Source organism: Sphingomonas sp. UNC305MFCol5.2 (assembly GCF_000712135.1).
In the GTDB taxonomy this organism is placed as follows: domain Bacteria; phylum Pseudomonadota; class Alphaproteobacteria; order Sphingomonadales; family Sphingomonadaceae; genus Sphingomonas.
This window is the reverse complement of the sequence record NZ_JOOE01000003.1, coordinates 512,706-536,739: the sequence shown is the minus strand read 5'-3', so window position 1 is coordinate 536,739 and position 24,034 is coordinate 512,706. Positions and strand designations below refer to the sequence as shown.

The window sequence follows — 24,034 nt, the reverse complement described above, 5'->3', positions numbered from 1 at the left end:
AGATTATTTGCGGGTTCGCATAAAATGACGGTAAAAGTCCGCGGCCGGCCGCGCAGCTTCGATCCCGACGAGGCGCTGGGACGCGCCACCGAGCGGTTTCGGACGCATGGTTTCGCGGGCACTTCGCTCGACGATCTCGCCACCGCTACCGGGCTCGCCCGGCCGAGCCTCGCGGCCGCGTTCGGCGACAAGCGCGCATTGTACATTGCGGCGATCGAGCGGCTCACCGCCCGGGTCGAGCGCCAGCTGCTGCGACTCGGCGAAGCGAAGCTGCCGCTGCGCGCGTTGGTCGAGCGGATCCTGATCGGAAGCATCGACCTGTACCTCACCGGCAGCGACGGCCCCGAAGGGTGCCTGATCATCAACACCGCGGCGACCCAGGCCGCGTCGGATCCGCAAGTGCGCGAGAAGGTCACGGCGTTCCTCGCAGTCGAGGACGGGCGCATCGCCGAGCTGCTCGCGGCGGCGGGCAGCACTTCGCCCGAAGCGCAGGGGCGGCTTGTGGCGTCGGTGCTCCATTCGCTAAGCGTGCGTGCGCGGGGCGGGGCGTCGCGTGAGGAGCTGGAGCGCGTGGCACGGGATTGCATCGACCTGGTCGCGGGAAGCGGATCCTGACCGCGTTCCGTCCGCCGCTGCGGATTTCGCGCGGCGCAAGGATCGTAGCCTTGCTCGTCGGGCTGGCCGTGGCCGGCATCCTGCTGGCGATGGACCGGCCGCCGATCTGCCCCTGCGGCACGATCAAGCTGTGGCACGGCAACGTCCAGTCGAGCGAGAACAGCCAGCATCTCGCCGACTGGTACAGCTTCAGCCACATCATCCACGGCTTCCTGTTCTATGCCGCGGCGCATTTCCTGCTGCGCGGCGAGGTGCGGCGCTGGGCGTTGCCGATGGCGGTGGCGATCGAGGGGTTCTGGGAACTCCTCGAGAATTCGCCGATCATCATCAACCGGTATCGCGAGACGACGATCGCATTGGGCTATTCGGGCGACAGCATCGTCAATTCGCTCGCCGATATCGGCTGGATGGCGTTCGGCTTCTGGCTCGCCTCGCGGCTGCCGGCCTGGGCGACGATCGCGCTGGCGATCCTGTTCGAACTGACGACGCTGGTCCTCATCCGCGACAATCTGACGCTCAATATGCTGATGCTGGTCTGGCCGATCGACGCGGTCAGAGCGTGGCAGGGCGGCTGAGGTCATCCCGGGCAAGCCACGCGCTGGACCCGCGCCCATGCGTTGAGCGTGCCCTGAACGGCCTGCTTGATCTCCACGCACTGGCCGGCGAGCAGCTGGCCGATCACCTTGTTGTTGCCGTTCACGACCGGCGTGTTGCTCTCCCGGATATTCACGAACCAGCGCGCCCGGATCACATTGCCCACGGTGTTGAGCGCTTCCCGATTGCCACGCGCCACGTCGAAATTCACTGCCGAATAGCTGGGGTCGTTCCGGCGCGACACCGCCACCCATTGCGGGCGATCGAGATTGGCCTCGACTTCCAACGGCCGTCCGGCAGCGGCGAGGGACGGCGTGGGCGTGCCGGTTGCGGCGCCGGTGGGTTCGGGATCGGCAGCAGGGGCCGCCGCAGCCGGTTCGCCGGCAGCGGGCTTCGCCGCGCCGCCCATCGCCTCGGCCGGAGTCGCCGGACTGCGCCAGCTGTTGTTGAGCACCACCACCAGCTTCGGATCGGCAGTGCCGCAGATCGACCCCTGCACCTCGAGCTTGGCGTCGAGCAGCGCCTTGCGCGCATCGGTGAAGATGTTCGCCTGGACATAGTCGAAATTCTGCTGGAGCAGCTCGCCGCACATCTTCGACTTGTTCATGTGCGTCTGGTCCCGCGTCACCAGGAAGGTGCCGATCGCCAGCCCCGCCGCGACCACGCCCTTGAGCGTGATGTCGGTAACTTTCTGCCATTGTTCGAGAGTCATATCCGCACCTTCCCATATTCGAGGTGCGACCCTGTTCTTGTGCGGCGATGCTAGCACGATCCGCGCAATCCCGCGATCGTCGCTGGCTGCGGGGCGACGCATTGCGTAGGTGTCGGGAGTGACTGCGGTGCCTGCCATCCTCCTCTCCGCGCTGGCGATGACGCTGATCGTCGGCGCGCGCTATCTCGTCACCTCGGGCGCCTTCGCCTTTGCGACACGGCTGCGGCATCCGGCGCTCTATGCCGGGCTCGACCGGCAGATCCGCAGCGAGATCGGCTGGAGCCTTGCCTCGGCGGCGATCTATGGCCTGCCCGCCGGCGTGGTGGCTTGGGGCTGGCAGAATCGCGGCTGGACGCGGATCTATACCGAGGTTGCCGACTGGCCGCTCTGGTATCTGCCGCTCTCGGTGCTGCTCTATCTCCTCGTGCACGACGCCTGGTTCTACTGGACGCATCGGTTGATGCACCGGCCGGGGCTTTTCCGCATCGCGCATGCCGTCCACCATGCCAGCCGCCCGCCCACCGCCTGGGCGGCGATGAGCTTCCATCCCGTAGAAGCGATCACCGGCGCGGTGGTGATCCCGCTGCTCGTCTTCCTCGTCCCCATCCATGTCGGCGCGCTGGGGCTGGTGCTGGCGATCATGACGATCATGGGCGTGACCAACCATATGGGCTGGGAGGTCTTTCCGCGGTTCGTCCATAGCGGGCCGCTGGGTGCCTGGCTGATCACCGCGAGCCATCACCAGCGCCACCACCAGCGCTACGGATGCAATTACGGCCTCTATTTCCGCTTCTGGGACCGGCTGTGCGGCACCGACAGGGGGCTCGGCGATTTCGAGGCCGGCACGGTAGCGTCCACCCGATCTCGCCGCTAAGGCGGGGCGCATGGCAGAAGAAGAGGACAGCTTCGTCTATGACGAAGCGACCGGCGAATGGATCAGCGCGGCCGCGGCGAAGGCCAAGGCCGGCGCCGCAGATTCGGTCGAGGTGCGTGATTCGGTGGGCAATCTGCTCGCCGACGGCGACCAGGTGACCTTGATCAAGGACCTCACCGTCAAGGGCGCGGGGCAGACGCTCAAGCGCGGCACGCTGATCAAGTCGATCCGCCTCACCGGCGATCCACAGGAGATCGACTGCAAATACGAGGGCATCAAGGGCCTCGTCCTGCGCGCCGAGTTCGTGCGGAAGCGCTGAGCCGCCCCTTGCGGGGGCGAAAGGTTAGTAAAGGTTAGGCGAAAACGCCCTTTTACCGGCGACGCCGCCGACTTGCCCTTCCCGGCCCGGCCCCTTCTTCCTCCGCCTCGTCCATGCCGTCCGGCCATTCCGCGTGATCCTCGGGCGCTTCCTCTTCGCGCGGCGGATAGAGCAGCGCGTCGAAGGCCTGATCGATCGGCGATGCAGGCGCGGCTTCGTCATCGCGCACCGCGGGATCGTGCCAGTGCGGCAGCGTGCCGTTGCACAGATCGGCGACCTCGACCGCGACATCGAGCTCCTCGGGCGGCATGAGCTTGTGCGGCTCGGGCGGCGTCACCGGCTCGAGCGCGGCGATCGCCTGGGCGACGGGGGCGATATCGGGCGGCGGCGCTTCATCGGGATGGCGAACGCTGTGATGCGCATGACGATAGCGCTCGGGCAGATGCGCGCGCAGCAGGAACATCACCATGCGGTCGCTGGGCTTGAGCCGCCGCCCGACCCGCCTGCCGTCGCGATCGAAGACGGGCTCATCCGACCCGTTGATCGCGCGTTCGAACGCGACATCGGCCAGCTTGAACGCCGCCTGCTGGATCGCGGCGTTCCACGCGGCGGCGAACGCCTCGGCCCCCGGCGCGCGGCGCAGGCGATAGCAGCTCTGCACCGTCATGCCGACCGTCTGCGCGGCGGTCTCGACGCTGCCGGTATCGGCGACCGTTTCGATGAACAGACGCTGCTTCGCTTCGGAAAAGCCGTCGGCCCGTGCGCGACGGCGGACGGGCACCCAATCATATTCGCCCGGATCGAAGCCATTGGCATCGATATAGGGCGTCGCGCTGTCGCCGGGCGGACCGGCATCGGGCAGGCCCGCGCCCGATTGCGGCACAAGCGCACCGAGCGATTCGGGTGCGATGCCGGGCAGAGGCGCGGCGGGGTTGGCGGGATCGGCGGCGGCGGAGAGCGCGCGGCCGATGGTTTCGCGGTGATCGTGCTTGCTCATCCGAAAGGATGGAGCAGATCAAATCCTACATTGGAAGGGTTTTGTTCCCGACATGTTCCGGCGGATCAGTGGCGCTTGAAATACTGGACCTCGCGCTCGTGCTGCTGCGCCGCGGCCTTGGTGTCGAAGGTGCCGAGGTTGCGGCGCTTGCCGGTGTCCGGGTCCTTCTTCCGGGAATAAAGGCGATATTCGCCCGAGGCGAGCTTGCGGATCATGGAGGCACAACGCGCGCCCGGCCGAATTGATGCGCGTGTGCGGCGCGGATGCGCCTAGAGTGCGGCGGGGCGTTTCGCTCCCGAAGGACGAGCCATGGCCAAGGGCCAGAAGAAATCGAACCGCGAAGTGCGCAAGCCCAAGGCGGAGAAGGTCAAGACGATCGCCGCCAATGCATCGACCAAGGACCGGCCGGTGAACATGGTGACGATCAAGGACTGACGCCCCAATCCCGCTGGAGCCTCCTGCCATTCCCTTCGAGGCCGGGTGGACCCCGGCACGAGGCCGGGGTGACAAAAGGAGAAGGTGCGTCCCGGCCCTGGAGTCGGATTCAGGGCGTTTGAATCGACAGATTGGAGAAGGCATCCTGCCCCTCGACGGCAGCTCGCGACTGGGCCCCGGCCTTCGCCGGGGAACACAAGTGCTTCAACGCGGCCGGATCAATCCCTAATCGATCGCCTCGATGCCGGCCGCCTTCAGCCGTTCGAGATGCTCCCTCATGTGCTGGAGCTGTTCGGGCGAATGGCCCTGCCATTCCAGGACTTCGCCGAGGACGCGCAGCGGGGCCTGCGAGCGATAGGATTTGGTCGGGTTGCCGGGGAATTTCTTGTCGGTGAGATTGGGGTCGTCGACAAAGGCGCCGGTGGGTTCGATCTCGTAGATGCGCTCGCGCCCGTCACCTTGGGCCAGCTCGGCACCCCAGGTCGCGGCTTCGAGCGTGGCGGAGAAATAGGCCCAGCTCGCCTGCTTGCCGCTGCCGTAATTCGAGCTGTAGCCGGGGCCGATCAGATCGCCGGGGCGCAGATCGGCGCGGGTGCCGTGATAGAAAGGCGGCGTGGCGTCGGCGGCGTAGGTCAAGGCGCGTCTCCTTGCTGGCTCGGGAAGGCGTGATGTCGGGTCGGGCCGCGCGGCGGTCAATCCCTGTCGGCGAACTGCACCAGGTCCCAGAGATTGCCGTAGAGATCGCGGAACACCGCGACCTTGCCATAAGGCTGGACCGCGGGCGGGCGGACCCATTCGACGCCGGCCGCAGTGAAAGCGGCGAAATCGCGATCGAAATCATCGGTGGCGAGGAACAGGAACACGCGCCCGCCCGCCTGATCGCCGACGAAGCGCGCCTGTTCGGGCGTGGCGGCGACTCGCTTTCCTACATTTGATATTTCTGTCATTGCTACCCAGATGTGACGGGGGGGGCGGCGCATGACGGCTGAAGTTGTTGTGATGAACAAATCTGCGATCGCTCTGGCGGCTGACAGTAAGGTCACAATTGGCGGTTCGCGGATGTCCAAGACGTATGACACCGTCAACAAGCTATTCACACTGTCGAAAATTCATCCAGTTGGTGTAATGATCTATGGCAATGCAGACTTTATGCAATACCCATGGGAAACACTTATAAAACTGTATAGAAAGCAACGCGGTATAACCAGTGAGGCAACGGTATCTGACTGGGCAGAAGACTTTAAATCTTATGTAGAGAAATTTGGAAACATCACTTCTGGCGATAAAATACGTAATTTAAAGGAGGTAATTCGATCTTGGTTCGCGTCTGCTCTAGATGAGGCTGATGATACTTCTATATCTCGCGGTATATCTATTGGTAGCGAAGATTACGTGCATCTGTTGAAGGGTGTGTTCATAGACAAAATAGCTGCTATTGCTGAAAAGGATAAGTGGCTGCCCCCTCGCGCTGTCAGTGCGTTTATTCGGAAATATGGGGGCATAGTCGATGGAATTACCAAAGAGTTTGTGGGTGATTTCAAAGATGAGGACCTGTCAACCGTAGCCGACCAATTCATCTCCGCGGCTATACTGTTTAAGCACCCTTCTCCGCTATCGAGCGGCGTTGTCATCGCCGGATTTGGCGATGATGAGTATTTTCCCACCGTCGTTTCCCTAGAGTGTGACGGCTATATCGGCGACCAGCTGAAACTTTATACGGACAGTACGATCGATGTGTCTCGAAGCATGAGCGGTGCTATGCGAGCTTTCGCTCAGGGCGAAATGGTCCAACGTTTCATGACAGGCTTGGACCCGATGCTCGGCTCGGCCCTCATGACCGCTTTTTCAGAAGTAATGAAGGATAACTGCCTTGAGGTTTTGAGTAAATATGGGGCTGTCCGTAAGAATACGATAAAAAATCGAGGGGAAATAGAAAGAGCGGTTCATGTTTCTATGAAGCAACTCGTTGATCAAGTTCAAAGATATACCAATCGAGCATACGCTAGCCCGATCGTTCAGATGATATCTCTTCTACCTAGAGACGAACTTGCAAATCTTGCGGAATCTTTGGTGGCCCTTACCTCCTTAAAACGGAGGGTTTCTAATGACGTTGAAACAGTCGGTGGTGCTATCGATGTAGCACTCATATCAAAGAGTGACGGATTTGTCTGGATTAAGCGAAAATATTATTTCCCTGAGGATTTGAATCCTCAATTCAATCGGAATTATTTAAATGATGTTATGGCAGGAGGGTCATATGCGGAATCAAGATCTACGACTCTGCGTGGACGAACTACTAGAAAGACTGCCGCCGCCACCAGCACGAAAAAAAAGTGACCGGGCCGTAAATCTACGCATCAGTCCCCGGCGGGATGGTGTTGAATTGGCTCAAACCGCCAAGCAGGCGTTTGCGGATGCTCTCGAAAATGCATGATTAGAATAAGGGGGTCGACGCGGTCGATCCCCTTATTCACCCGATGAACTAACGGTGGGCGGCGAGCTCGACATGGAGATAGCGGGCCTTGGGTTGCTTCGAGCCAGTTGAGGAATCGAGCTGGGCGCCGTTGTGGAAGGCCACTTTCACGTAGCGATCGAAGGCAGTGGAAGCTGAGGAAATAATGGTCCTCCGCTATCCCGTAGAGCGAGCTTCCGGCTCGGCATGGCGGCACAGCCGGTGACGACTGCTTCTCTCTATCGTCACCCCGGCCTTGTGCCGGGGTCCACCAAGCCGCGAATGATGCGGCTCGATCCTTTTGCTTCATCGCCTGCCGCCAAGTGGACCCCGGCACAAGGCCGGGGTGACGACGGGTGGGCGACGGGAGGGCTAGTCGTGCTCCCTTCCGCCAGCCCCCATATACAGCTCGCTCCCCGTCTCCTTGAACACCTTGCTCATCTCCTCCATGCCCTTGAGCGCGGCGGCCTCGCTGGGGGCGGCGGTCTCCGTGCCGGTGGAAGTGGCGGCGAGGAAGGTGTCGGCGCTGGCGTTCTGCTTCGCGGCGAAGTCGCGGACTTCCTGGGTGATCTTCATCGAGCAGAATTTGGGGCCGCACATCGAGCAGAAATGCGCGGTCTTGGCGCCTTCGGCGGGGAGGGTCTGGTCGTGATATTGCTCCGCCGTGTCGGGATCCAGCGACAGGTTGAACTGGTCGCGCCAGCGGAACTCGAAGCGGGCGCGGCTCAGCGCGTCGTCGCGGACCTTGGCGGCAGGGTGGCCCTTGGCGAGATCGGCGGCGTGGGCGGCCAGCTTGTAGGTCACCACGCCGACCTTGACGTCGTCGCGATCCGGCAACCCAAGGTGCTCCTTGGGGGTGACGTAGCAGAGCATCGCCGTGCCGTACCAGCCGATCATCGCGGCACCGATGCCGCTGGTGATGTGGTCATAGCCCGGCGCGATATCGGTGGTGAGCGGCCCGAGCGTGTAGAAGGGCGCCTCGCCGCACGCCTCGAGCTGCTTGTCCATGTTCGCCTTGATCTTGTGCATCGGCACATGGCCGGGGCCCTCGATCATCACCTGGACGTCCTGCGCCCAGGCGCGCCTGGTCAGCTCGCCCAGGGTGTAGAGCTCGGCGAACTGGGCTTCGTCATTGGCGTCGGCGATCGAGCCGGGGCGCAGGCCGTCGCCGAGCGAATAGGCGATGTCGTACGCCTTCATGATCTCGGTGATCTCGTCGAAGCGCTCGTAGAGGAAGCTCTCCTTGTGGTGGGCGAGGCACCATTTGGCCATGATCGAGCCGCCGCGGCTGACGATGCCGGTGACGCGCCTGGCGGTCATCGGGACATAGGGCAGGCGGACGCCGGCATGGATGGTGAAATAGTCGACGCCCTGCTCGGCCTGCTCGATGAGGGTGTCGCGGAAGATCTCCCAGGTCAGGTCCTCGGCCACGCCGCCGACCTTCTCCAGCGCCTGGTAGATCGGGACGGTGCCGATCGGCACGGGGGAGTTGCGCAGGATCCATTCGCGGGTGTCGTGGATGTTGCGGCCGGTGGAGAGGTCCATCACCGTGTCGGCGCCCCAGCGGATCGACCAGACCATCTTGTCGACTTCGGCGGCGACGTTCGAGGCGACCGCGCTGTTGCCGATATTGGCGTTGATCTTGACGAGGAAATTGCGGCCGATCGCCATCGGCTCGCTCTCGGGGTGGTTGATGTTGTTGGGGATGATCGCGCGGCCGCGGGCCACTTCGTCGCGGACGAATTCGGGGGTGACGTAGTCGGGGATCGACGCGCCGAAATCCTCGCCGTCGCGGATATATTCGGCCAGGCGCTCGCGGCCGAGATTCTCGCGGACCGCGACATATTCCATCTCGGGCGTGATGATGCCGCGCCGGGCATAATGCATCTGGCTGACATTGGCGCCGGGCTTGGCGCGCAGCGGGCGCTTGACGACGTTGGGGAAGGGCTCGACGCCACCCGAGCGATCGGGGCCGAGCTGGCCGTTGTCCTCGGGGCGGATCTCGCGGGCCTGGACCTGCTCGACATCGCCGCGGCCGAGGATCCAGTCGCGGCGGAGCGCGGGGAGACCGGCCTTGATGTCGATGCGGGCTTCGGGGTCGGTATAGGGGCCCGAGGTGTCGTAGACGCGGACCGGGGCCTCGCCGCTGCCGGGCTCGAGATGGATCTCGCGCATCGCGACGCCGAGCGGGCCGACATGGATTTTGCGCGAGCCGCGAATCGGGCCGGTGGTTACGCCGATTTCGGTGCGTGCGGGGAGGTCGGCCATGGTGTCTTCTCCAAATAGGGGAGAGGACGGTCCGGTGGCGGGGCCGCTCCCTCCCTACGCCGGTGTCAGCCGGATCAGGTTCAGCGGGTCGAGGGCTCCTGCCCTCCTCTCAAGCGCGGTGCGGCGCTCCCCCGGGGATGCCGGGGTCTTAGGCGCATGACGGGGCGAGGGGAAGAGGCAATGGCGCCGGCCTCGCGCAGCGAACCGCGGAGGCCAGGTGCGTGCGGGGCCGAGGCCCCACGGCCTTACTTGATCTTGGCTTCCTTGAACTCGACATGCTTGCGCACGACGGGATCATATTTGCGGAAGGAGAACTTCTCGGTCTGGGTGCGCGGATTCTTCTTCGTGACGTAGAAGAAACCCGTGTCCGCCGTGCTGACGAGCTTGATCTTGACAGTGGTCGGCTTGGCCATGACCCGAAACCCTTGAATCGTTCGAAAAGAAATAGCGGCGCGCGCAGGCGCACCGCTGTCAGGCCGCGGCGGATGCGCGAATCGTGTGGAAAAGTCAAGAAGGCGATGCGGTACGCACCGCACCGGCATCCCTAAGGTTGCTTCTTCGCCTCCGCTCGGAGCGTCTCGACCAGCTTGGCCATGCGTTCCTGCATGCCCGCCATCGTCTGGTTCATCATCGCGCGCTGGGCGGCCTGGACGTCCGGATCGGACATGATCGTCGGCGCCGTCTCGATATAGGCGCGCCCCGAGGGCGTTTTGAAGAAATTGCCGATGTCGCGCATCTGATCGAGCGTGAAGCGCCGCGCATAGGCCCGCGCCATCGCGTCGAACAGCGCCGGCATCGCCGCCTTGGTCGTCGCGATCGAGCGCTCGAACTCTTCATTCATGAAACCATTCATCGCCGAGGCCAGCTTCGGATTGTCGCGCGCCATATCGGCGAACATCGGCGCATTCGACATTGCCTCGCGCGCATTGTCGAGCATCGGCCGCACCATCTGCTCGACCATCGCGTCGCGCTTGTCGGCGGGCATGATACGCTCGATCAGGGCCTGCGCCGCAGCCAGCCGCGCGGGATCGGGTGCCGTGACCGGAGGCGGCGCAGTCTGCGCGCTGACCGGCGCCAGGGGCGACAAAGCGAGCACGACTGCTCCCACAACCAACCGCATTCGCATTCCCCTGGGATTTTCCGATGCGCAGGCTTAGCGCTCCCCGTCGGGCCTCGCCAGCTGCGATCGACGATTGTACCGGCGAGGACGATGCGGCGATAAGGCGCGGATGGAAGCGCTCGTTCCCGCCATTCTACTGGCGCTGCTGGCACAGCCCGGCGATCGGCCGGCGTTGCTCACTGCGATCCTTGCCGATCGGTTTCGCCGGCCGCCGCTGGTGGCGCTCGCGGCGGCGCTCGCGCATGGGATCGGCAGCGTCGCCGCGGCGCTGGCGGGTGGGGCTCTGGTGCTGACGCCCGAGGCGCAGTCGCTACTGCTCGCGATCGCATTGGTGGCGGGGGGTGTGACCGCGCTGTGGCGCACCGCGCTGCCCAGTCGGCTCGAGCGCTGGCATTTCGGGCCGTTTCTCACGCCGCTGGCGGGGGTGTTCGTGCTCGCTTTGGGCGAGCAGACGCAGTTCTTCACTTTCGCGCTTGCCGCTTCCGGCATGCCGTGGTTCGCCGCCGCCGGGTCGACCTTGGGCGCGGCCGCAGTCGCCATGGCCGCGGCGCTGCTAGGCGAGGCGCGCTGGAACGCGCTGCCGCTGCGCTGGCTCCGTCTGGGCGCAGCCGCGATCTTCCTCGTCGCCGGTACCGTGCTCGCCCTCAATGGGCTGGACCTGCTCGGCTGATCGGCGCGGGCGATCTTTCTCATCGAAAATAGCCGTGGCAGCCTGCGGAGCCGATCCTATATGCGGGTCGTTGGGCTCACGTATCGTTTTCGGAGGACATGATGGCAGACACAAAGGCGGCGCTTCAGACGCCCACGGACCTCAATCGCAACGACACGAAGAGCGTGGCCGATGCGCTGAACAGCGCGCTGGCCGATTGCTTCGCGCTCTATTTCAAGACCAAGAATTTCCACTGGCACGTCTCGGGCCCGCATTTCCGCGACTATCACCTGCTGCTCGACGACCAGGCGGCGCAGGTTTACGGCGTGACCGATGCGATCGCCGAGCGCGTGCGCAAGACCGGCAACGTCACGATCCGCTCGATCGGCGACATCGCGCGCCGCCAGACGATCAAGGACAATGATGCCGAGTTCGTGGCGCCCGGCGACATGCTCGCCGAGCTGCGCGACGACAATCTCAAGCTGGTCGAGAGCTTCCGCGCAGTGAAGCAGGCCGCCGAGAATGCGGGCGACAACGCCACCTCCGGCATCGTCGACGAATGGACCGATCAGGCCGAGGAGCGCGCCTGGTTCCTGTTCGAGGCCAGCCGCAAGGGCTGAATGGATCCCGGTCCGTGGAGGTCGCACTTCTCGTCATCCCGGAAGCCGATTTTCTTCAAATCTCTGATTTGATCAGAAAATCGAGCTGTCCGGGATCCACCGCGCGGCAATCCACCAGCGGAGAGGTGGATCCCGGACTGTAAGTCTTTCCAACGAAAAACCTGCGGTTTTCCGGGAAAGCCTAACATCCGGGATGACGAAGAAAGCGGATCGAACCGCTATCCGAGCGAGCCGGGGCGATCCCCCGGCCCTTTTCTTATTTGATCGCGGCGAGGTCGGTCTCGACTTTCTTGAGCATCTCGTCGGTGAGCTTGCCGTCGGACATCGGCTGGACCGCGCGCAGGCTCATGCCCTTGAACATGTCGTAGGACGGGTGGGTGGAGACGCCGGGCAGATCGGCATCGAGCACCGCCTTGGCCTTGGCATCGGCGACCAGCGCCTCGATCGGCGTGTCGAGGCCGAACTTCGCGGCGGCAGCGGGGGCTGCGGCCGGCGCGGGCGCCGCGGCGGGCGCGGTCTGGGCGAAGGCGCCGGGGGCGAGAAATACGAGCGCGGCGGCGGCCGGAACGATAAGCTTCATAAGTGCGGAACCCTCTTCCCAAGGCAGGGCGTGCTGCCCGGCGCCGCCGATCCTAACCGCAACTTCGCGGCAGCGCCATTGCACGGAGCGACTCGACATTGCCGCAGCCCGTGGCAGGTTGACCCCTCGAAGAACCAGCGGAAGGACGTGCGTCATGTATGTCTGCGGCCTCGTGATCCCGGTACCTGCGGAACAGCTCGAAGCCTATCGCCGATGGGCCGAGAACGGCGCCGCCTTCTTCAAGGAATATGGCTGCCTCGAAATCGTCGAATGCTGGGAGGATTTCGTGCCCGAAGGGAAGCAGACGGACTTTCGCCGCGCCGTTGCGGCGCAAGCGGGCGAGAAGATCGTCTTCAGCTGGCAGGTCTGGCCGGACAAGGCGTTTTTCGAAGCCGCCGAGGCGAGGATGCACGAGGATCCGCGGATGGACGATGCCGGCGAGCCGCCCTTCGATGCCCGGCGGCTGATCCTGGGCTGCTTCGAGCCGATCGCCATGATGGGCAGGGACTAGCGCTGTGCGGGAGGGCCGAGCGTCAGCAGCCACATATCCGGCGGCGCATTGAGGCGAAACGGCAGGCTGCCGCCGATTCCCGCGGTGACGATCACAGTGCGGACGCCCTCGCGAATCACGCCGCAGCGATAGCGGTCCTGGTAGCGCGAGACCGGATCGAGCGAGCCGTAAAAGGGTATCACTACCTGCCCGCAATGGGTGTGGCCGGCGAGGAGGAGCGGGAAATCGCGGGGCAGTTGCGGCGCGATATCGGGCGAATGGGTGAGCACCAGCTTCGCACCCGGGAGCCGGCGCGCGGCGGCGATCGTGGGCGCGGTTCGGGCATATTCCGAATAATCGTCATCCACCGCCGCGATCGCGAGCGGCCCGCGCGCTGCCGCCTGGTTGGCGAGCAGGGTCACGCCGACGCCGGCGAGCGCGGTGCGTACTGCGCCGAGCCCGGTCCAATGATCGTGATTCCCCGGCACCGCCACCACGCCCAGCCGCGCACGCAGCCTCTTGAGCGGCGTCAGCCTCGCGGTGGCCGAAGCGGCGTCGATCTCCTCCTCGCCCGGCATGAAATCGCCGGCGATGAGCACGAGGTCGGGCCGCAGCGCGTTTATACTGGCGGCGATGCGTTCGAGCCTGGCCGGCGTGACGGCGAGGTTCCCGGCATGCACGTCGCTCAGCAGCACCAGCCGCAGCGGCGGCGCCCCGGCGGGCCAATCGGCCAATGCGAGCTCGGCGCGGCGCACGATCGGATCGGCGCGCGCCTCCAGAAATCCCCAGAGCAGCGTGCCGGTCAGGCACGCTCCCAACCCGATCAGCAACAGGCGCGTGTTTCGCATGCCGGACATCGTAACGGGAGCGCATCGACGGCGCTATGCGTTGCGCGAGCTCACGCGGAAGCATGAGACTAGCGCCAGAAGTGCGCGACCTGGAAGACTCAATGGAAAACCGGCGGCGCACTTGACTGCACCGCCGGTTCGAACGTCACACGAGCGCGCTCAGGGGCTGTCAGGGTCGTCGTCATCGTTTGTCGACACGTAAATGGCCGTTCCGATGATGGCAGCGGACGCGATGAGGATTATCGCTACCGATCCATTGAGATCGCTCGATTTTTCGCCAACGGTGGCTGCGCGTTGCAGCGACAGCATCGACACCGATGCCTGAGCGGCGGGTACGGCCGCCACACCGAGCGCCAGCGCTGACGCTGTCACGAATTTGAGAATACGCATAGTGAGCCCTTTCGATACTTAAAGGCCTCCCCAGAACAGGCTGTCATCCCTTTGTAAAACCGTCCATCGCAGCGCGACGAGCTGCCCCAATCGAGGGGCCGGTCCAACGCACCGGGGTGTCGCGCCAGGCAAGATGGCCGAAGTCAGGCCAGTGTTTCATCGCTTTCCGTACCCCAGCATTTGGCGATGATAGTGGAAGTCGCTGCGGCAATGCGAAGATCGTGACGGGAGCGCATCGGCGGCGCTATGCGTTGCGCGACCATGCGCGCCTTTGCCGATCTGCTCGATGCCCTGATCTATACGCGGTCGCGCAACGCCAAATTGCGGCTGATCGGCGATTATCTGGCGCGCACGCCCGATCCCGACCGCGGCTGGGCGATGGCGGCGCTCACCGGAAGCCTCGATCTGCCCGCAGTCAAGCCGGCGCTGGTGCGCGCGATGGTCGAGGAGCGCGTCGATCCGGTGCTGTTCGCGCTGAGCCGGGACTTTGTCGGCGATTCGGCCGAGACGATCGCCTTGCTCTGGCCCGGGCCGGAGATTCCACCCAAGGCCGGCGCGCCGCTGACGCTTTCCGAGGTCGTCCATGTGCTCGGCACGATCTCGAAGTCCGATGCCCCCGCCGCGCTGGCATCGATGCTCGACCGGCTGGATGCCGACGAGCGCTTCGCATTGCTCAAGCTGGCGATGGGCGCATTGCGGGTAGGGGTCTCGGCGCGGCTGGCCAAGACCGGGCTGGCGCAGGCGTTCGGGCTCGATGTGGATGCAGTCGAGGAGGTCTGGCACGGGCTGGTGCCGCCTTATGCCGCGCTGTTCGACTGGGCGGAGGGACGCGGAGCCCAGCCGACCCCGGAGAATGTGCCGGTGTTCCGGCCGTTCATGCTCGCACATCCGCTGGAGGAGGCGCAGGTCAGCCTCGACGACTATGCCGCCGAGTGGAAATGGGACGGCATCCGCGTCCAGCTCGTCTGCGTCGCGGGCGAGACGCGGCTCTACAGCCGGGCGGGCGACGACATCACGCCCAGCTTTCCCGAAGTGGCGCGGGCGTTCGCGACGCCGGGCGTGCTCGACGGCGAACTGCTGGTGAAGGGCAGTGCGCAGGGTGGCGAAGGCGGCGCGGGGAGTTTCAATGCGCTCCAACAGCGGCTGGGGCGGAAGGTCGTGCCGGCCAAGACGCTCGCCGAATATCCCGCTTTCGTGCGGCTCTACGATATCCTGTTCGACGGGGCGGAGGATCTGCGTGCCTTGCCCTGGACGGAGCGGCGAGGGCGGCTCGAAGGCTTTGCCGCGCGGCTCGATCCCGAGCGGTTCGACGTGTCTGCAGTGATCGAGGCGGAGGACTTCGCCGCGCTGGAGGAGATCCGCGCCGGCGCGCGCGACGCGGCGATCGAGGGCGTGATGCTCAAGCGCCGCGATTCGCCCTATGTCGGTGGGCGGCGCGCAGGGCTCTGGTACAAATGGAAGCGCGATCCGCTGATCGCCGATTGCGTGCTGATGTACGCGCAGCGCGGGAGCGGCAAGCGCAGTTCCTTTTATTCCGATTATACGTTCGGCGCGTGGACCGCGGAAGGCGAGCTGCTCCCCGTCGGCAAGGCCTATTTCGGCTTCACCGACGAAGAGCTCAAATGGCTCGACCATCATGTGCGCAACCATACGGTCAATCGCTTCGGCCCGGTGCGCGAGACCGACAAGAGCCTGGTGCTCGAAGTGGCGTTCGATTCGATCCACGAATCGAAGCGGCATAAATCGGGGCTGGCGATGCGCTTCCCGCGGATCAGCCGAATCCGCAACGACAAACCGGCGAGCGAGGCGGATACGATCGAGGGGTTGCGCAAGCTCGCGACCTGACCGAGGGGACGGCGATGCAGGCCGCCTTTCTTGCCCCGGCGATGATGATCGCATCGGGATCGATCCACGCGGGGGTCAATGCCATCCTGAAGGGCGGCAAGGACAAGATGGCCGGCCGCGCGACGATCGACGGATCGAGCGCCGTGCTGATGCTGCCCGCGACCTTGCTCGTGCCGCTGCCTGCGGGCGCATGGGGCTGGCTGTTCGCGACGGCGTTCCTGCACTGCGCCTATCTCTACGCGTTGGTCCGCGCGTTCGAGACCAGTGACTTCTCCGCGGCCTATCCGATCCTGCGCGGCACTGCTCCGCTGGTCACTGCCGCAGTCGCGATCGGATTGCTCGGCGAGCCGGCGAACGCGCGCGAGATCGCGGGAATCGCACTGATCGGCGCGGCCCTGTTCGTGATGGTGGCCGGCCGCCACATCAGCCGCGCGGGGCTGGGCTGGGCGCTGTTCACCGGGTTCACCATCGCCGGCTATACCGTTATCGACGCGCAGGGCGTGCGGGCGGCGCCGACGCCTTTCAGTTACATCGTCTGGATGTTCGTGCTGATGGGGATCGCGACCGTCACGATGTTCGCATTGCTTTCGCGCGGGGGCATCTTCGCTTCGGCACGCGCGCAGTGGCGGCCGGGCGCGGCGGCGGGAGGGCTGTCGATCCTGACCTATGGGCTGGCGCTCAGCGCCTTCGCGCTCGGGCCGACCGCGCCGCTCGCCGCCTTGCGCGAGACCGGGATGGTGACGGCGCTGCTGATCGCGACGTTCGTGCTCAAGGAGCGCGTGACTGTCGGCCGCGCGGTGGGGGTGGCGGGGATACTCGGCGGAGCGGTGCTGATTCTTACGCGGTGATGCAGGGCGGCGATCGAGGCGAGAGTGTTTCTCCGGCGCAATGAACTTCCGGCCGGCCCTCGTTGTTTTTCCCCGATGGCAGAGGAGGAAGGCGCTTTTCCCGGATTTGAAACCATCTCGATCGATTCCGGTCGAGGGTCGGTCTTCATACGCAGAGGCGGAGCCGGACCGCCCGTGCTCCTGCTGCATGGCTTTCCCGAAACCGGATTGATGTGGCACGCGGTCGCCCCGCTGCTCGCCGAGGCGTTCACCGTGGTCGTCGCCGACCTGCCGGGATATGGGCGCAGCAGTTGCCCCCGGGACAGCGGCCGCCATGCGATGTCGAAGCGCGCACTGGCCGCGACGCTGACGGATGCGATGCGGATCGCCGGGCATGAACGCTTCGCCGTCGTCGGCCATGACCGCGGTGGCCGCGTCGCATATCGCGCGGCGCTCGATCATCCCGAGGTCATATCGCATGTCGCCGTGCTCGACATGGTTCCGACCTACGAAGTGTGGGACCGTGCCGACGCCCGGCTTGCTCTGGCTTTCTGGCCGTTTTCGCTGCTCGCACAGCCGGCGCCGCTTCCCGAGCGTCTCCTGGCGGCGGCGCCCGATGCCGTCGTCGACAACGCGATCGCCGAATGGGGATCGTCACCGGACGCATTTCCCGGCTGGCTTCGCGAGGCATATGTCGATGCATTGCGCGATCCTGCCCGCGTCCACGCCATCTGCGAGGAATATCGCGCCGCAGCCGGGGTAGATCGGGAAATCGACAAAGCGGATCTCGACGCCGGGCACCGCATCGCCTGCCCACTGCTGGCGCTGTGGAGCGATCGAGGGGGATTGGCGCGCTGGTACGACGATGCGGGCGGGCCGCTGGGCTTGTGGCGGCGCTGGGCCGATGACGTGCGGGGTCAATCGGTGTCGGGGGGACATTTCTTCCCCGAGGAATATCCGGCAGCGACCGCCAAGCGCATCCGCGCCTTCCTGGAGAGCGGGGGCTCGCGCCAAAAGCGGGCGTAACGAGAGCCCGCCCGCCGCCGATCGAGGACCCAAGCAAAAGGGCCGGAGGTTTCCCTCCGGCCCTTTCGTTTGTCTGTCAGCTAAAGGCTCAGCTGCCCGGCTGCAGGTTCACTGCCGCGTACTTGCCGCGGCGATCGACTTCGAGTTCGAACTCGAGGCGGTCGCCTTCGTTGAGCGTCGGCATGCCGGCGCGTTCGACGGCGCTGATGTGAACGAATGCGTCAGGCTGCCCGTCATCGCGCTGGATGAAGCCGAAGCCCTTCATCGCGTTGAAGAACTTGACCGTTCCGGTCGCCTTCTCGCCCGTCAGCTGACGCTGCGGACCACCGGCGCCGCCGCGCGGGCCGTCGCGATCACGCGGCGGACCCGAATCGGTCACCGGCATCGGCTCGCCGTCGATCTTGAGATCGGTCGCCGAGATGCGGCCGCCACGATCGACGAGCGTGAAGCCCATCGGCTGGCCTTCCGCGAGACCGGTCAGGCCGGCCTGCTCGACTGCCGAAATGTGCACGAACACGTCCTCGCCGCCGTCATCGCGAACGACGAAGCCGAAGCCCTTTTGTGCGTTGAAGAACTTTACGACGCCCGTCGCCTCGCCGACGACCTGGGGGGGCATTCCGCCGCCGCCGCCGCCACGGAAACCGCCGCCGCCGCCGCCGCCGAAGCCGCCGCCTCCACCGCCGCGATAGCCACCGCCACCGCCGCCGCCATAGCCGCCACCGCCGCCGAAGCCGCCGCGATCACCACCGAAGCCACCGCCGCCAAAACCACGATCGCCGCCGAAGCCGCTACCGCCGCCGAAACCGCCGCCACCTTCGTCGCCAAAACCGTCGCGCTTGTCTCTGCCGCGCCCGCCGCGATCCCCACGGCGCCCTCGATCAAAACTCATGCCCTGTTCGTCTTCCCGGTTCGCCCTTACTCCAATCAAAACCCAAGCGTCGGACGAAAAACGCAGGTGTCCGGGCACAAAAAACAGCGCCACGGAATCGGTCATAGCCCAAAATCGGACAGAGCGCGAACGAAAATCGTCTTGATTAGGGCAGATTCATGGAGTCGGCGGCGCTTGCGCCACGCTCCGTCGCGCGGCACAGCTTGCGGGATATGGAGAACATCCTCGAACTGCTCGCCAGCCCGGCCGCCTGGGCCGCGCTCGTCACGCTGATCGTGATGGAAGTCGTGCTGGGCATCGACAATCTCATCTTCATCTCGATCCTGTCGAACAAACTGCCCGAGGAACAACGCCAAAAGGCGCGGCGAGTCGGCATCAGCCTCGCGCTGGTGATGCGACTCGCGCTGCTGACGATGATCGCGTGGATCGTCGGGCTGACCGCGCCGGTGTTCGACCTCGGCATCGTCGGGCCGCTCTCGCACGGCGAGCCTGCCTTCGAGACGCAATTCTCGTGGCGCGACCTGATCCTGCTGGCCGGCGGGCTGTTCCTGGTGTGGAAGGCGACCACCGAGATCCACCATTCGGTCGATTCGGACGAACACGACACCGACGACCTGCTCGACAAGAAGAAGGTCGTGTCGATGACCTTCACCGCGGCGATCGTCCAGATCCTGCTGCTCGACATCGTCTTCTCGATCGATTCGATCCTCACCGCCGTGGGGATGACCGAGCATGTCGAGATCATGTACGTCGCCGTCGTGGTGGCAGTGACAGTGATGCTCGTCGCCGCCGATCCGCTCGCCAACTTCATCAACCGCAACCCGACGGTGGTGATGCTCGCTCTGGGCTTCCTGCTGATGATCGGCATGGTGCTGATCGCCGAGGCATTCGGCGCGCATGTGCCCAAGGGCTATATCTACACTGCGATGGCCTTCTCGGCGGCGGTCGAGGGGCTCAACATCTGGTCGCGCCGCGCCAAGGACAGGAAGGCGGCGCGAAACGAGCCGCCTTCAGCCCATTGAGGCGCGCGGCGAACAAGTCTAGGCGGCTGCCATGACCGTGCATTTTCATGAAGAAGACCTGCCCGAAGGCGTGTTCGCCCCCGGCGCGTCGATCGCCGTCGATACCGAGACGATGGGGCTGATCACGCCGCGCGACCGGCTGTGCGTCGTCCAGCTCTCCGACGGCGGCGGCGACGAGCATCTCGTTCGCTTCGGCCCGCGCTCTTCCTATGACGCGCCCAATCTCAGAGCACTGCTCGCCGATCCCGAACGGCTCAAGCTCTATCATTTCGCGCGCTTCGATCTCGCGGCGATTCGTTTCTATCTCGGCGTGACTGCCGCGCCGGTCTATTGCACCAAGATCGCCTCGCGGTTGGTGCGCACCTATACCGACCGGCACGGATTGAAGGACCTTGTCCGCGAGCTGCTGGGGCAGGAAATCTCGAAGCAGCAGCAATCCTCGGACTGGGGCGGGCCCGAGCTTTCGGAAGCGCAGAAGGACTATGCCGCCTCGGACGTGCGCTATCTCCATGCGATGAAGGCGGAACTCGACAAGCGCCTCGAGCGCGAAGGGCGCATGCCGCTCGCCCAGGCCGCTTTCGATTTCCTCCCGTGGCGCGCAGAGCTGGATCTCGCCGGCTGGCCCGAGGTGGATATCTTTGCGCATATCTAGCGCCACGCCGCTTCTATCCTATCTGCCAGACATGGCCTTCCATGTCTGAAGTCGCCGCGCGCCTCCGTTCGCAGAAGCGCGGCTGGGCGCATCCGGGCAGCAGCCACGACCGCATCGTGCGGCTGGGGCTGATCTTGCTGCCGATCGGGATTGGCGTGCTCGGCGCGTTCCTCGTGGTCGCGCCGTTGATGATGGGCGGCGATGTCAGCTTCGTGCTCGACAAGAACAAGGTCGACATTTCGCCCGAGCGGCTGCGCATCGACGCCGCCGAATATCGGGGTGCCGACGACAAGGGGCGCCCTTTTCATCTTCATGCGGGATCCGCGGTGCAGCGCAGTTCGTTCGAGCCGATCGTGAAGCTCAACGACCTCTCCGCCGAGATCCGGCTCGACACCGGCCCGGCCTCACTCAGAGCCGAGCGCGGCCAATACGACATGACCAACCAGAAGGTCGCGGTGAACGGCCCGCTCAAGTTCCAGACCTCGGACGGCTATGTTCTCAACACGCACGACGCGACCGTCGATCTCAAGGCGCGAACCATGGCAAGCGGCGGCGCGGTGACCGGAAATACCCCCACCGGCGTGTTCAGCGCGGACAAGCTTACCGCCGATCTGGAAAGCCGTACCGTCTCGCTCGAAGGCAATGCGCGCTTGCGGATCGTCCCCAGCCGCGCAAATAGGCGTTGATGACCCGCCGTATCGCCCCGCTTCCGATCGGACTCGCGCTGGCGCTGGCCGCTGCCGCGCCCGCTTTCGCGCAGACGCGCCACAATTCGTCCGCGCCGATCGACTTCGCATCGGACCGGATCGAACTGCAGGACCGCGCCAACCGCGTGCTGCTGACCGGCAATGTGAAGATCACCCAGGCCGAGATGACGCTGACCGCAGCGCGGATGACGGTGGCCTATACCGGGCAGATCACCAATGGCTCGCCCCAGGTCTCGCGGCTCGATGCGTCGGGCGGCGTCACCGTGTCGCGGCCCGATCAGACCGCGCGCTCGCAATATGCAGTGTACGATCTCAACCGTCGGGTGATCACGATGGTGGGCGGCGTGACGCTGCGCCAGGGCGCGAACAACGTCTCGGGCGGGCGTCTGTCGATCGACCTCGACACCGGCCGCGCGACGATCGACGGTTCGGGCGTGCGTGGCGGCACCATTCCCGGCGAGCCGGGCGTGCAGAATTCGGGCGGCCGCGTGACCGGCCGCTTCTCGGTGCCGAAGCGCGAAGGGCAGTAATGCGCTGAAGCGCCCGCCGGCACCGGACAGCAAAGCGCCGGTAACCCGCCTTTTTCAACGGACTGCCGCAGTTTCGCTTTTCATCCCCGGCAATCTCATGCAGGAATCCTGCCAATCCGCACCTATATGCGGCGGATGAGTGAAACGATCGCGCAGGAATCGGTATGAACGACGTCGCCATGCTCGAGCATCCCGTAGCCGATCCGGCGCCGTTGCCGGACAGGGGGCTCGCGGTCGTCTCGATCGCCAAATCGTACGACAAGCGCGTGGTGCTCACCGACGTCTCGGTCTCGGTCGGGCGTGGCGAAGTGGTCGGGCTGCTCGGCCCCAACGGCGCGGGCAAGACGACGTGCTTCTATTCGGTGATGGGGCTGGTGAAGCCTGATTCGGGCCGGATCATGCTGGACGGCGAGGATATCACCAAGCTGCCGATGTATCGCCGCGCGATTCTCGGGCTCGGCTACCTGCCGCAGGAGACGTCGATCTTCCGCGGCATGACGGTCGAGAAGAACATCCTCGCCGTGCTCGAGCTCGCCGAGCCCGACAAGGGCGCGCGCGAGCGGCGACTCGATACGTTGCTCGAAGAATTCGGGCTGACTCGGCTGCGCAGCGCGCCGGCGATGGCGCTGTCGGGCGGCGAGCGGCGGCGCGCCGAGATCGCCCGCGCGCTGGCGGCGGACCCGACGATCATCCTGCTCGACGAGCCGTTCGCGGGCATCGATCCGATCTCGATCTCGGACATTCGCGATCTCGTGATCCAGCTCAAGAATCGCGGGATCGGCGTGCTGATCACCGATCACAATGTCCGCGAGACGCTCGACATCGTCGATCGCGGCTACATCATCTATGACGGCCGCGTGCTCTTCGCCGGATCGCCCGAGGAACTCGTCCGCGACGAGAATGTCCGCCGGCTGTACCTGGGCGAAAGCTTCGAGCTCTAGGCTATGGGTGCGTTCGCCCCCTTTCCGTTCGTTTCGAGCGAAGTCGAGAAACGGGGTTTGGTCCCCGGCCAGCGCTTCTCGACTTCGCTCGAAGCGAACGGTGGGAGGCAGACCGGATGAGTCTCGCGCCGCGCCTCGATCTGCGGCAGTCGCAATCTCTGGTGATGACGCCGCAGCTCCAGCAGGCGATCAAGCTGCTGGCGCTGTCGAACCTCGAGATCGAGACCTTCATCGCCGAAGAGCTCGAGAAGAACCCCTTGCTCGATTCGCAAGGCGGCAATGACGACGCGCCCGACGTCGCGGCGGCCGAGCCCGAGGGCGATTTCGAGGCGGTGCGCGACGGCCCCGCCGATGCGAGCGAGCTGCTGGCGGGCGGCGGCGAGGCGGCGGGCGAAGCATCGCTCGACGTCGACTTCGCCGCGGAGACTTTCCACCATGACAGCGCCGCCGATTCGGTGGGCGGGCTCGACGGCAGCCTCGGGATGAGCGGCACGGGCGGCGGCGGATCCGAGGACGGGCCCGATTTCGACAATTTCGGCGCGTCCGAGCTGAGCTTGGCGGACCATCTGATGGCGCAGGCCGGCGAGAGCGTGGCCGGTGCCGATCTGTTCATCGCCGCGCATCTGATCGACCAGATCGACGAGGCGGGCTACCTCACCGCGCCGCTGCTCGACATCGCCGCCCGGCTCGGTGTGCCGCTGGCCCGCGTCGAGGCGGTATTGGCCACGATCCAGACCTTCGACCCGACCGGGGTAGGCGCGCGCAATCTCGCCGAGTGCCTCGCGCTGCAGGCGAAGGAAGCCGATCGCTACGATCCGTGCATGGCGCGGCTGATCGACAATCTCGAGCTCGTCGCGCGGGGCGACCTGCCTCGGCTCAAACGCCTGTGCAATGTCGACGACGAGGATCTGGCGGACATGATCCGCGAGCTCCGGAACTACGATCCCAAGCCCGGCTGCCGCTATGGCGGAGAGCCGACGCTGGCGGTGGTGCCCGACATCTTCGTCGCGCGGCGTGGCGCGGGCTGGGCAGTCGAGATCAACGCCGCGACCTTGCCCAAGCTGCTGGTCAACCGCGCTTATTATGCCGAGGTTTCGGCGGGCAAGCAGGACAAGGCCAGCAAGGCGTGGATGTCGGACATGCTCGCCAGCGCCAATTGGCTGGTCAAGGCGCTCGACCAGCGCCAGCGCACGATCATCAAGGTCGCGACCGAGATCGTGAAGCAGCAGGAGGCGTTCTTCCTGAAAGGCGTCGCGCATCTCAAGCCGATGACCCTGCGCCAGGTCGCCGACGTGATCGAGATGCACGAATCAACGGTCAGCCGCGTGACCAGCAACAAATATCTGAGCTGCGCGCGCGGGCTGTTCGAGCTCAAATATTTCTTCACCAGCGCGATCCAGTCGGCGGACGGCGGCGACGCGGTCTCGGCGGAAGCGGTCAAGAGCGCGATCCGGACGCTGATCCAGGGCGAGGACCCCAAGGCGATCCTCTCCGACGACACGCTGGTCGACATGCTGCGCGAGAAGGGCTTCGACATCGCCCGGCGCACGGTGGCCAAATATCGTGAGGCGCTGGGGATCGGCAGCTCGGTCCAGCGCCGCCGGCAAAAGGCGCTGGAGGGCGTAGGCTGAG

30 protein-coding genes and 1 riboswitch are annotated in these 24,034 nt (G+C 65.3%); of the genes, 18 read left to right on the top strand and 12 right to left on the bottom strand.

The annotated features are described in order from the left end of the window. Positions 1 to 24: 24 nt before the first annotated feature. Positions 25 to 615: a TetR/AcrR family transcriptional regulator gene (locus tag BR78_RS0114285; RefSeq protein WP_025587271.1), complete on the top strand. Its 591-nt coding sequence runs from the start codon at positions 25 to 27 to the stop codon at positions 613 to 615. A gap of 41 nt (positions 616 to 656) precedes the next feature. Next, positions 657 to 1,190, top strand: a complete 534-nt coding sequence (locus BR78_RS0114280; RefSeq protein WP_269320216.1) for a DUF2585 domain-containing protein — start codon at positions 657 to 659, stop codon at positions 1,188 to 1,190. A 2-nt stretch (positions 1,191 to 1,192) separates the two neighbouring features. Here BR78_RS0114280 and BR78_RS0114275 read toward each other — a convergent pair whose 3' ends face one another. Then, positions 1,193 to 1,921 (bottom strand): hypothetical protein, encoded by a 729-nt coding sequence (locus BR78_RS0114275; protein ID WP_025587267.1) that lies wholly within the window; start codon positions 1,919 to 1,921, stop codon positions 1,193 to 1,195. A gap of 157 nt (positions 1,922 to 2,078) precedes the next feature. Between BR78_RS0114275 and BR78_RS0114270 the strand changes: the two genes are divergently transcribed. After that, positions 2,079 to 2,795 (top strand): sterol desaturase family protein, encoded by a 717-nt coding sequence (locus BR78_RS0114270; RefSeq protein ID WP_029727459.1) that lies wholly within the window; start codon positions 2,079 to 2,081, stop codon positions 2,793 to 2,795. A 10-nt stretch (positions 2,796 to 2,805) separates the two neighbouring features. Next, the gene (locus BR78_RS0114265; protein ID WP_025587263.1) at positions 2,806 to 3,114 is read left to right on the top strand and encodes an alkylphosphonate utilization protein; all 309 of its coding nucleotides are present in this window, start codon (positions 2,806 to 2,808) and stop codon (positions 3,112 to 3,114) included. Between the two features lie 52 nt (positions 3,115 to 3,166). On the opposite strand, the gene BR78_RS21020 is transcribed toward BR78_RS0114265, so the two are convergent. Together BR78_RS21020 and BR78_RS21785 are read right to left on the bottom strand one after the other, a co-directional pair. Beyond that, a complete protein-coding gene (locus BR78_RS21020; RefSeq protein WP_051683344.1) occupies positions 3,167 to 4,111 on the bottom strand; it encodes a hypothetical protein in 945 nt (314 codons plus the stop codon). Positions 4,112 to 4,176: 65 nt separating this feature from the next. Continuing rightward, complete coding sequence (locus BR78_RS21785) at positions 4,177 to 4,326, bottom strand: hypothetical protein (protein ID WP_156022329.1); 150 nt, start codon at positions 4,324 to 4,326, stop codon at positions 4,177 to 4,179. 94 nt (positions 4,327 to 4,420) lie between these two features. Between BR78_RS21785 and BR78_RS22335 the strand changes: the two genes are divergently transcribed. Further along, the gene (locus BR78_RS22335; RefSeq protein ID WP_269320213.1) at positions 4,421 to 4,546 is read left to right on the top strand and encodes a hypothetical protein; all 126 of its coding nucleotides are present in this window, start codon (positions 4,421 to 4,423) and stop codon (positions 4,544 to 4,546) included. Between the two features lie 225 nt (positions 4,547 to 4,771). Here BR78_RS22335 and arr read toward each other — a convergent pair whose 3' ends face one another. Both arr and BR78_RS0114240 read right to left on the bottom strand, forming a co-directional pair. Continuing rightward, the gene (gene arr / locus BR78_RS0114245) at positions 4,772 to 5,182 is read right to left on the bottom strand and encodes an NAD(+)--rifampin ADP-ribosyltransferase (RefSeq protein ID WP_025587259.1); all 411 of its coding nucleotides are present in this window, start codon (positions 5,180 to 5,182) and stop codon (positions 4,772 to 4,774) included. A gap of 56 nt (positions 5,183 to 5,238) precedes the next feature. After that, positions 5,239 to 5,526, bottom strand: coding sequence for a VOC family protein (locus BR78_RS0114240; RefSeq protein WP_156022328.1), 288 nt, complete (start codon positions 5,524 to 5,526; stop codon positions 5,239 to 5,241). Between BR78_RS0114240 and BR78_RS21780 the strand changes: the two genes are divergently transcribed. Then, complete coding sequence (locus BR78_RS21780) at positions 5,525 to 6,883, top strand: hypothetical protein (protein WP_156022327.1); 1,359 nt, start codon at positions 5,525 to 5,527, stop codon at positions 6,881 to 6,883. The two genes, BR78_RS0114240 and BR78_RS21780, sit on opposite strands and share 2 nt — an antisense overlap. Positions 6,884 to 7,370: 487 nt before the next feature. Here BR78_RS21780 and thiC read toward each other — a convergent pair whose 3' ends face one another. The 3 genes from thiC to BR78_RS0114225 form a co-directional block, all read right to left on the bottom strand. Next, on the bottom strand, positions 7,371 to 9,266 hold the full coding sequence (gene thiC, locus BR78_RS0114235; RefSeq protein WP_025587256.1) for a phosphomethylpyrimidine synthase ThiC: 1,896 nt from the start codon (positions 9,264 to 9,266) through the stop codon (positions 7,371 to 7,373). A gap of 47 nt (positions 9,267 to 9,313) precedes the next feature. After that, positions 9,314 to 9,404, bottom strand: a riboswitch (TPP riboswitch). A gap of 107 nt (positions 9,405 to 9,511) precedes the next feature. Then, positions 9,512 to 9,679 carry a 50S ribosomal protein L33 gene (gene rpmG, locus BR78_RS0114230; protein ID WP_025560997.1) on the bottom strand — a complete coding sequence of 56 codons (168 nt, stop codon included), beginning with the start codon at positions 9,677 to 9,679 and terminating at the stop codon, positions 9,512 to 9,514. A gap of 131 nt (positions 9,680 to 9,810) precedes the next feature. Beyond that, complete coding sequence (locus tag BR78_RS0114225) at positions 9,811 to 10,386, bottom strand: DUF2059 domain-containing protein (protein ID WP_025560998.1); 576 nt, start codon at positions 10,384 to 10,386, stop codon at positions 9,811 to 9,813. 109 nt (positions 10,387 to 10,495) lie between these two features. Here BR78_RS0114225 and BR78_RS0114220 point away from each other — a divergent pair, with 109 nt between their 5' ends. Together BR78_RS0114220 and BR78_RS0114215 are read left to right on the top strand one after the other, a co-directional pair. Beyond that, the gene (locus BR78_RS0114220; RefSeq protein ID WP_025561000.1) at positions 10,496 to 11,056 is read left to right on the top strand and encodes a TMEM165/GDT1 family protein; all 561 of its coding nucleotides are present in this window, start codon (positions 10,496 to 10,498) and stop codon (positions 11,054 to 11,056) included. A gap of 101 nt (positions 11,057 to 11,157) precedes the next feature. Next, positions 11,158 to 11,655, top strand: a complete 498-nt coding sequence (locus BR78_RS0114215; RefSeq protein WP_025561001.1) for a Dps family protein — start codon at positions 11,158 to 11,160, stop codon at positions 11,653 to 11,655. Between the two features lie 256 nt (positions 11,656 to 11,911). On the opposite strand, the gene BR78_RS0114210 is transcribed toward BR78_RS0114215, so the two are convergent. Continuing rightward, complete coding sequence (locus BR78_RS0114210; protein WP_025561002.1) at positions 11,912 to 12,235, bottom strand: hypothetical protein; 324 nt, start codon at positions 12,233 to 12,235, stop codon at positions 11,912 to 11,914. 154 nt (positions 12,236 to 12,389) lie between these two features. Between BR78_RS0114210 and BR78_RS0114205 the strand changes: the two genes are divergently transcribed. After that, complete coding sequence (locus BR78_RS0114205; RefSeq protein WP_025561004.1) at positions 12,390 to 12,746, top strand: DUF1428 domain-containing protein; 357 nt, start codon at positions 12,390 to 12,392, stop codon at positions 12,744 to 12,746. Here the strand turns inward: BR78_RS0114205 and BR78_RS0114200 are convergent. Together BR78_RS0114200 and BR78_RS0114195 are read right to left on the bottom strand one after the other, a co-directional pair. Continuing rightward, on the bottom strand, positions 12,743 to 13,573 hold the full coding sequence (locus BR78_RS0114200; protein WP_025561005.1) for a metallophosphoesterase: 831 nt from the start codon (positions 13,571 to 13,573) through the stop codon (positions 12,743 to 12,745). The genes BR78_RS0114205 and BR78_RS0114200 overlap by 4 nt on opposite strands. Positions 13,574 to 13,732: 159 nt before the next feature. Next, complete coding sequence (locus tag BR78_RS0114195) at positions 13,733 to 13,963, bottom strand: hypothetical protein (RefSeq protein ID WP_025561006.1); 231 nt, start codon at positions 13,961 to 13,963, stop codon at positions 13,733 to 13,735. 261 nt (positions 13,964 to 14,224) lie between these two features. On the opposite strand from BR78_RS0114195, the gene BR78_RS0114190 reads away from it, so the two are divergent. The 3 genes from BR78_RS0114190 (at position 14,225) to BR78_RS0114180 (ending at position 17,661) form a co-directional block, all read left to right on the top strand. Then, the gene (locus BR78_RS0114190; RefSeq protein ID WP_025561007.1) at positions 14,225 to 15,808 is read left to right on the top strand and encodes a cisplatin damage response ATP-dependent DNA ligase; all 1,584 of its coding nucleotides are present in this window, start codon (positions 14,225 to 14,227) and stop codon (positions 15,806 to 15,808) included. 14 nt (positions 15,809 to 15,822) lie between these two features. Beyond that, the gene (locus BR78_RS0114185) at positions 15,823 to 16,656 is read left to right on the top strand and encodes a DMT family transporter (RefSeq protein WP_025561008.1); all 834 of its coding nucleotides are present in this window, start codon (positions 15,823 to 15,825) and stop codon (positions 16,654 to 16,656) included. Between the two features lie 174 nt (positions 16,657 to 16,830). Next, positions 16,831 to 17,661, top strand: coding sequence for an alpha/beta fold hydrolase (locus BR78_RS0114180; protein ID WP_197021381.1), 831 nt, complete (start codon positions 16,831 to 16,833; stop codon positions 17,659 to 17,661). An 88-nt stretch (positions 17,662 to 17,749) separates the two neighbouring features. Here the strand turns inward: BR78_RS0114180 and BR78_RS22330 are convergent, their stop codons facing one another. Next, positions 17,750 to 18,550 carry a cold-shock protein gene (locus BR78_RS22330; protein WP_025587619.1) on the bottom strand — a complete coding sequence of 267 codons (801 nt, stop codon included), beginning with the start codon at positions 18,548 to 18,550 and terminating at the stop codon, positions 17,750 to 17,752. 212 nt (positions 18,551 to 18,762) lie between these two features. On the opposite strand from BR78_RS22330, the gene BR78_RS0114170 reads away from it, so the two are divergent. The 6 genes from BR78_RS0114170 (at position 18,763) to rpoN (ending at position 24,033) form a co-directional block, all read left to right on the top strand. After that, positions 18,763 to 19,572, top strand: coding sequence for a TerC family protein (locus tag BR78_RS0114170; RefSeq protein ID WP_025587617.1), 810 nt, complete (start codon positions 18,763 to 18,765; stop codon positions 19,570 to 19,572). 31 nt (positions 19,573 to 19,603) lie between these two features. Then, positions 19,604 to 20,224, top strand: a complete 621-nt coding sequence (locus tag BR78_RS0114165; RefSeq protein WP_025587615.1) for a ribonuclease D — start codon at positions 19,604 to 19,606, stop codon at positions 20,222 to 20,224. Positions 20,225 to 20,265: 41 nt separating this feature from the next. Next, the gene (gene lptC / locus BR78_RS0114160) at positions 20,266 to 20,910 is read left to right on the top strand and encodes an LPS export ABC transporter periplasmic protein LptC (protein ID WP_025587613.1); all 645 of its coding nucleotides are present in this window, start codon (positions 20,266 to 20,268) and stop codon (positions 20,908 to 20,910) included. Further along, positions 20,910 to 21,461, top strand: a complete 552-nt coding sequence (locus BR78_RS0114155) for an LptA/OstA family protein (protein ID WP_029727498.1) — start codon at positions 20,910 to 20,912, stop codon at positions 21,459 to 21,461. The genes lptC and BR78_RS0114155 overlap by 1 nt, the downstream gene beginning before the upstream one ends. Before the next feature lie 164 nt (positions 21,462 to 21,625). Next, positions 21,626 to 22,402 carry an LPS export ABC transporter ATP-binding protein gene (gene lptB / locus BR78_RS0114150; protein WP_025587609.1) on the top strand — a complete coding sequence of 259 codons (777 nt, stop codon included), beginning with the start codon at positions 21,626 to 21,628 and terminating at the stop codon, positions 22,400 to 22,402. Positions 22,403 to 22,518: 116 nt separating this feature from the next. Then, positions 22,519 to 24,033 carry an RNA polymerase factor sigma-54 gene (gene rpoN / locus BR78_RS0114140; protein WP_025587607.1) on the top strand — a complete coding sequence of 505 codons (1,515 nt, stop codon included), beginning with the start codon at positions 22,519 to 22,521 and terminating at the stop codon, positions 24,031 to 24,033. Position 24,034: the final 1 nt, after the last annotated feature.

Bases quoted from the DNA above. Each gene is read 5' to 3' on its own strand.
- BR78_RS0114285 (WP_025587271.1), top strand. From the start codon at position 25: ATGACGGTAAAAGTCCGCGGCCGGCCGCGCAGCTTCGATCCCGACGAG.
- BR78_RS0114275 (WP_025587267.1), bottom strand. From the start codon at position 1,921: ATGACTCTCGAACAATGGCAGAAAGTTACCGACATCACGCTCAAGGGC.
- BR78_RS0114270 (WP_029727459.1), top strand. From the start codon at position 2,079: ATGACGCTGATCGTCGGCGCGCGCTATCTCGTCACCTCGGGCGCCTTC.
- BR78_RS0114265 (WP_025587263.1), top strand. From the start codon at position 2,806: ATGGCAGAAGAAGAGGACAGCTTCGTCTATGACGAAGCGACCGGCGAA.
- BR78_RS21020 (WP_051683344.1), bottom strand. From the start codon at position 4,111: ATGAGCAAGCACGATCACCGCGAAACCATCGGCCGCGCGCTCTCCGCC.
- BR78_RS21785 (WP_156022329.1), bottom strand. From the start codon at position 4,326: ATGATCCGCAAGCTCGCCTCGGGCGAATATCGCCTTTATTCCCGGAAG.
- BR78_RS22335 (WP_269320213.1), top strand. From the start codon at position 4,421: ATGGCCAAGGGCCAGAAGAAATCGAACCGCGAAGTGCGCAAGCCCAAG.
- BR78_RS21780 (WP_156022327.1), top strand. From the start codon at position 5,525: ATGACGGCTGAAGTTGTTGTGATGAACAAATCTGCGATCGCTCTGGCG.
- BR78_RS0114240 (WP_156022328.1), bottom strand. From the start codon at position 5,526: ATGCGCCGCCCCCCCCGTCACATCTGGGTAGCAATGACAGAAATATCA.
- thiC (WP_025587256.1), bottom strand. From the start codon at position 9,266: ATGGCCGACCTCCCCGCACGCACCGAAATCGGCGTAACCACCGGCCCG.
- rpmG (WP_025560997.1), bottom strand. From the start codon at position 9,679: ATGGCCAAGCCGACCACTGTCAAGATCAAGCTCGTCAGCACGGCGGAC.
- BR78_RS0114225 (WP_025560998.1), bottom strand. From the start codon at position 10,386: ATGCGGTTGGTTGTGGGAGCAGTCGTGCTCGCTTTGTCGCCCCTGGCG.
- BR78_RS0114220 (WP_025561000.1), top strand. From the start codon at position 10,496: ATGGAAGCGCTCGTTCCCGCCATTCTACTGGCGCTGCTGGCACAGCCC.
- BR78_RS0114215 (WP_025561001.1), top strand. From the start codon at position 11,158: ATGGCAGACACAAAGGCGGCGCTTCAGACGCCCACGGACCTCAATCGC.
- BR78_RS0114210 (WP_025561002.1), bottom strand. From the start codon at position 12,235: ATGAAGCTTATCGTTCCGGCCGCCGCCGCGCTCGTATTTCTCGCCCCC.
- BR78_RS0114205 (WP_025561004.1), top strand. From the start codon at position 12,390: ATGTATGTCTGCGGCCTCGTGATCCCGGTACCTGCGGAACAGCTCGAA.
- BR78_RS0114200 (WP_025561005.1), bottom strand. From the start codon at position 13,573: ATGCGAAACACGCGCCTGTTGCTGATCGGGTTGGGAGCGTGCCTGACC.
- BR78_RS0114195 (WP_025561006.1), bottom strand. From the start codon at position 13,963: ATGCGTATTCTCAAATTCGTGACAGCGTCAGCGCTGGCGCTCGGTGTG.
- BR78_RS0114190 (WP_025561007.1), top strand. From the start codon at position 14,225: ATGCGCGCCTTTGCCGATCTGCTCGATGCCCTGATCTATACGCGGTCG.
- BR78_RS0114185 (WP_025561008.1), top strand. From the start codon at position 15,823: ATGCAGGCCGCCTTTCTTGCCCCGGCGATGATGATCGCATCGGGATCG.
- BR78_RS22330 (WP_025587619.1), bottom strand. From the start codon at position 18,550: ATGAGTTTTGATCGAGGGCGCCGTGGGGATCGCGGCGGGCGCGGCAGA.
- BR78_RS0114170 (WP_025587617.1), top strand. From the start codon at position 18,763: ATGGAGAACATCCTCGAACTGCTCGCCAGCCCGGCCGCCTGGGCCGCG.
- BR78_RS0114165 (WP_025587615.1), top strand. From the start codon at position 19,604: ATGACCGTGCATTTTCATGAAGAAGACCTGCCCGAAGGCGTGTTCGCC.
- lptC (WP_025587613.1), top strand. From the start codon at position 20,266: ATGTCTGAAGTCGCCGCGCGCCTCCGTTCGCAGAAGCGCGGCTGGGCG.
- BR78_RS0114155 (WP_029727498.1), top strand. From the start codon at position 20,910: ATGACCCGCCGTATCGCCCCGCTTCCGATCGGACTCGCGCTGGCGCTG.
- lptB (WP_025587609.1), top strand. From the start codon at position 21,626: ATGAACGACGTCGCCATGCTCGAGCATCCCGTAGCCGATCCGGCGCCG.
- rpoN (WP_025587607.1), top strand. From the start codon at position 22,519: ATGAGTCTCGCGCCGCGCCTCGATCTGCGGCAGTCGCAATCTCTGGTG.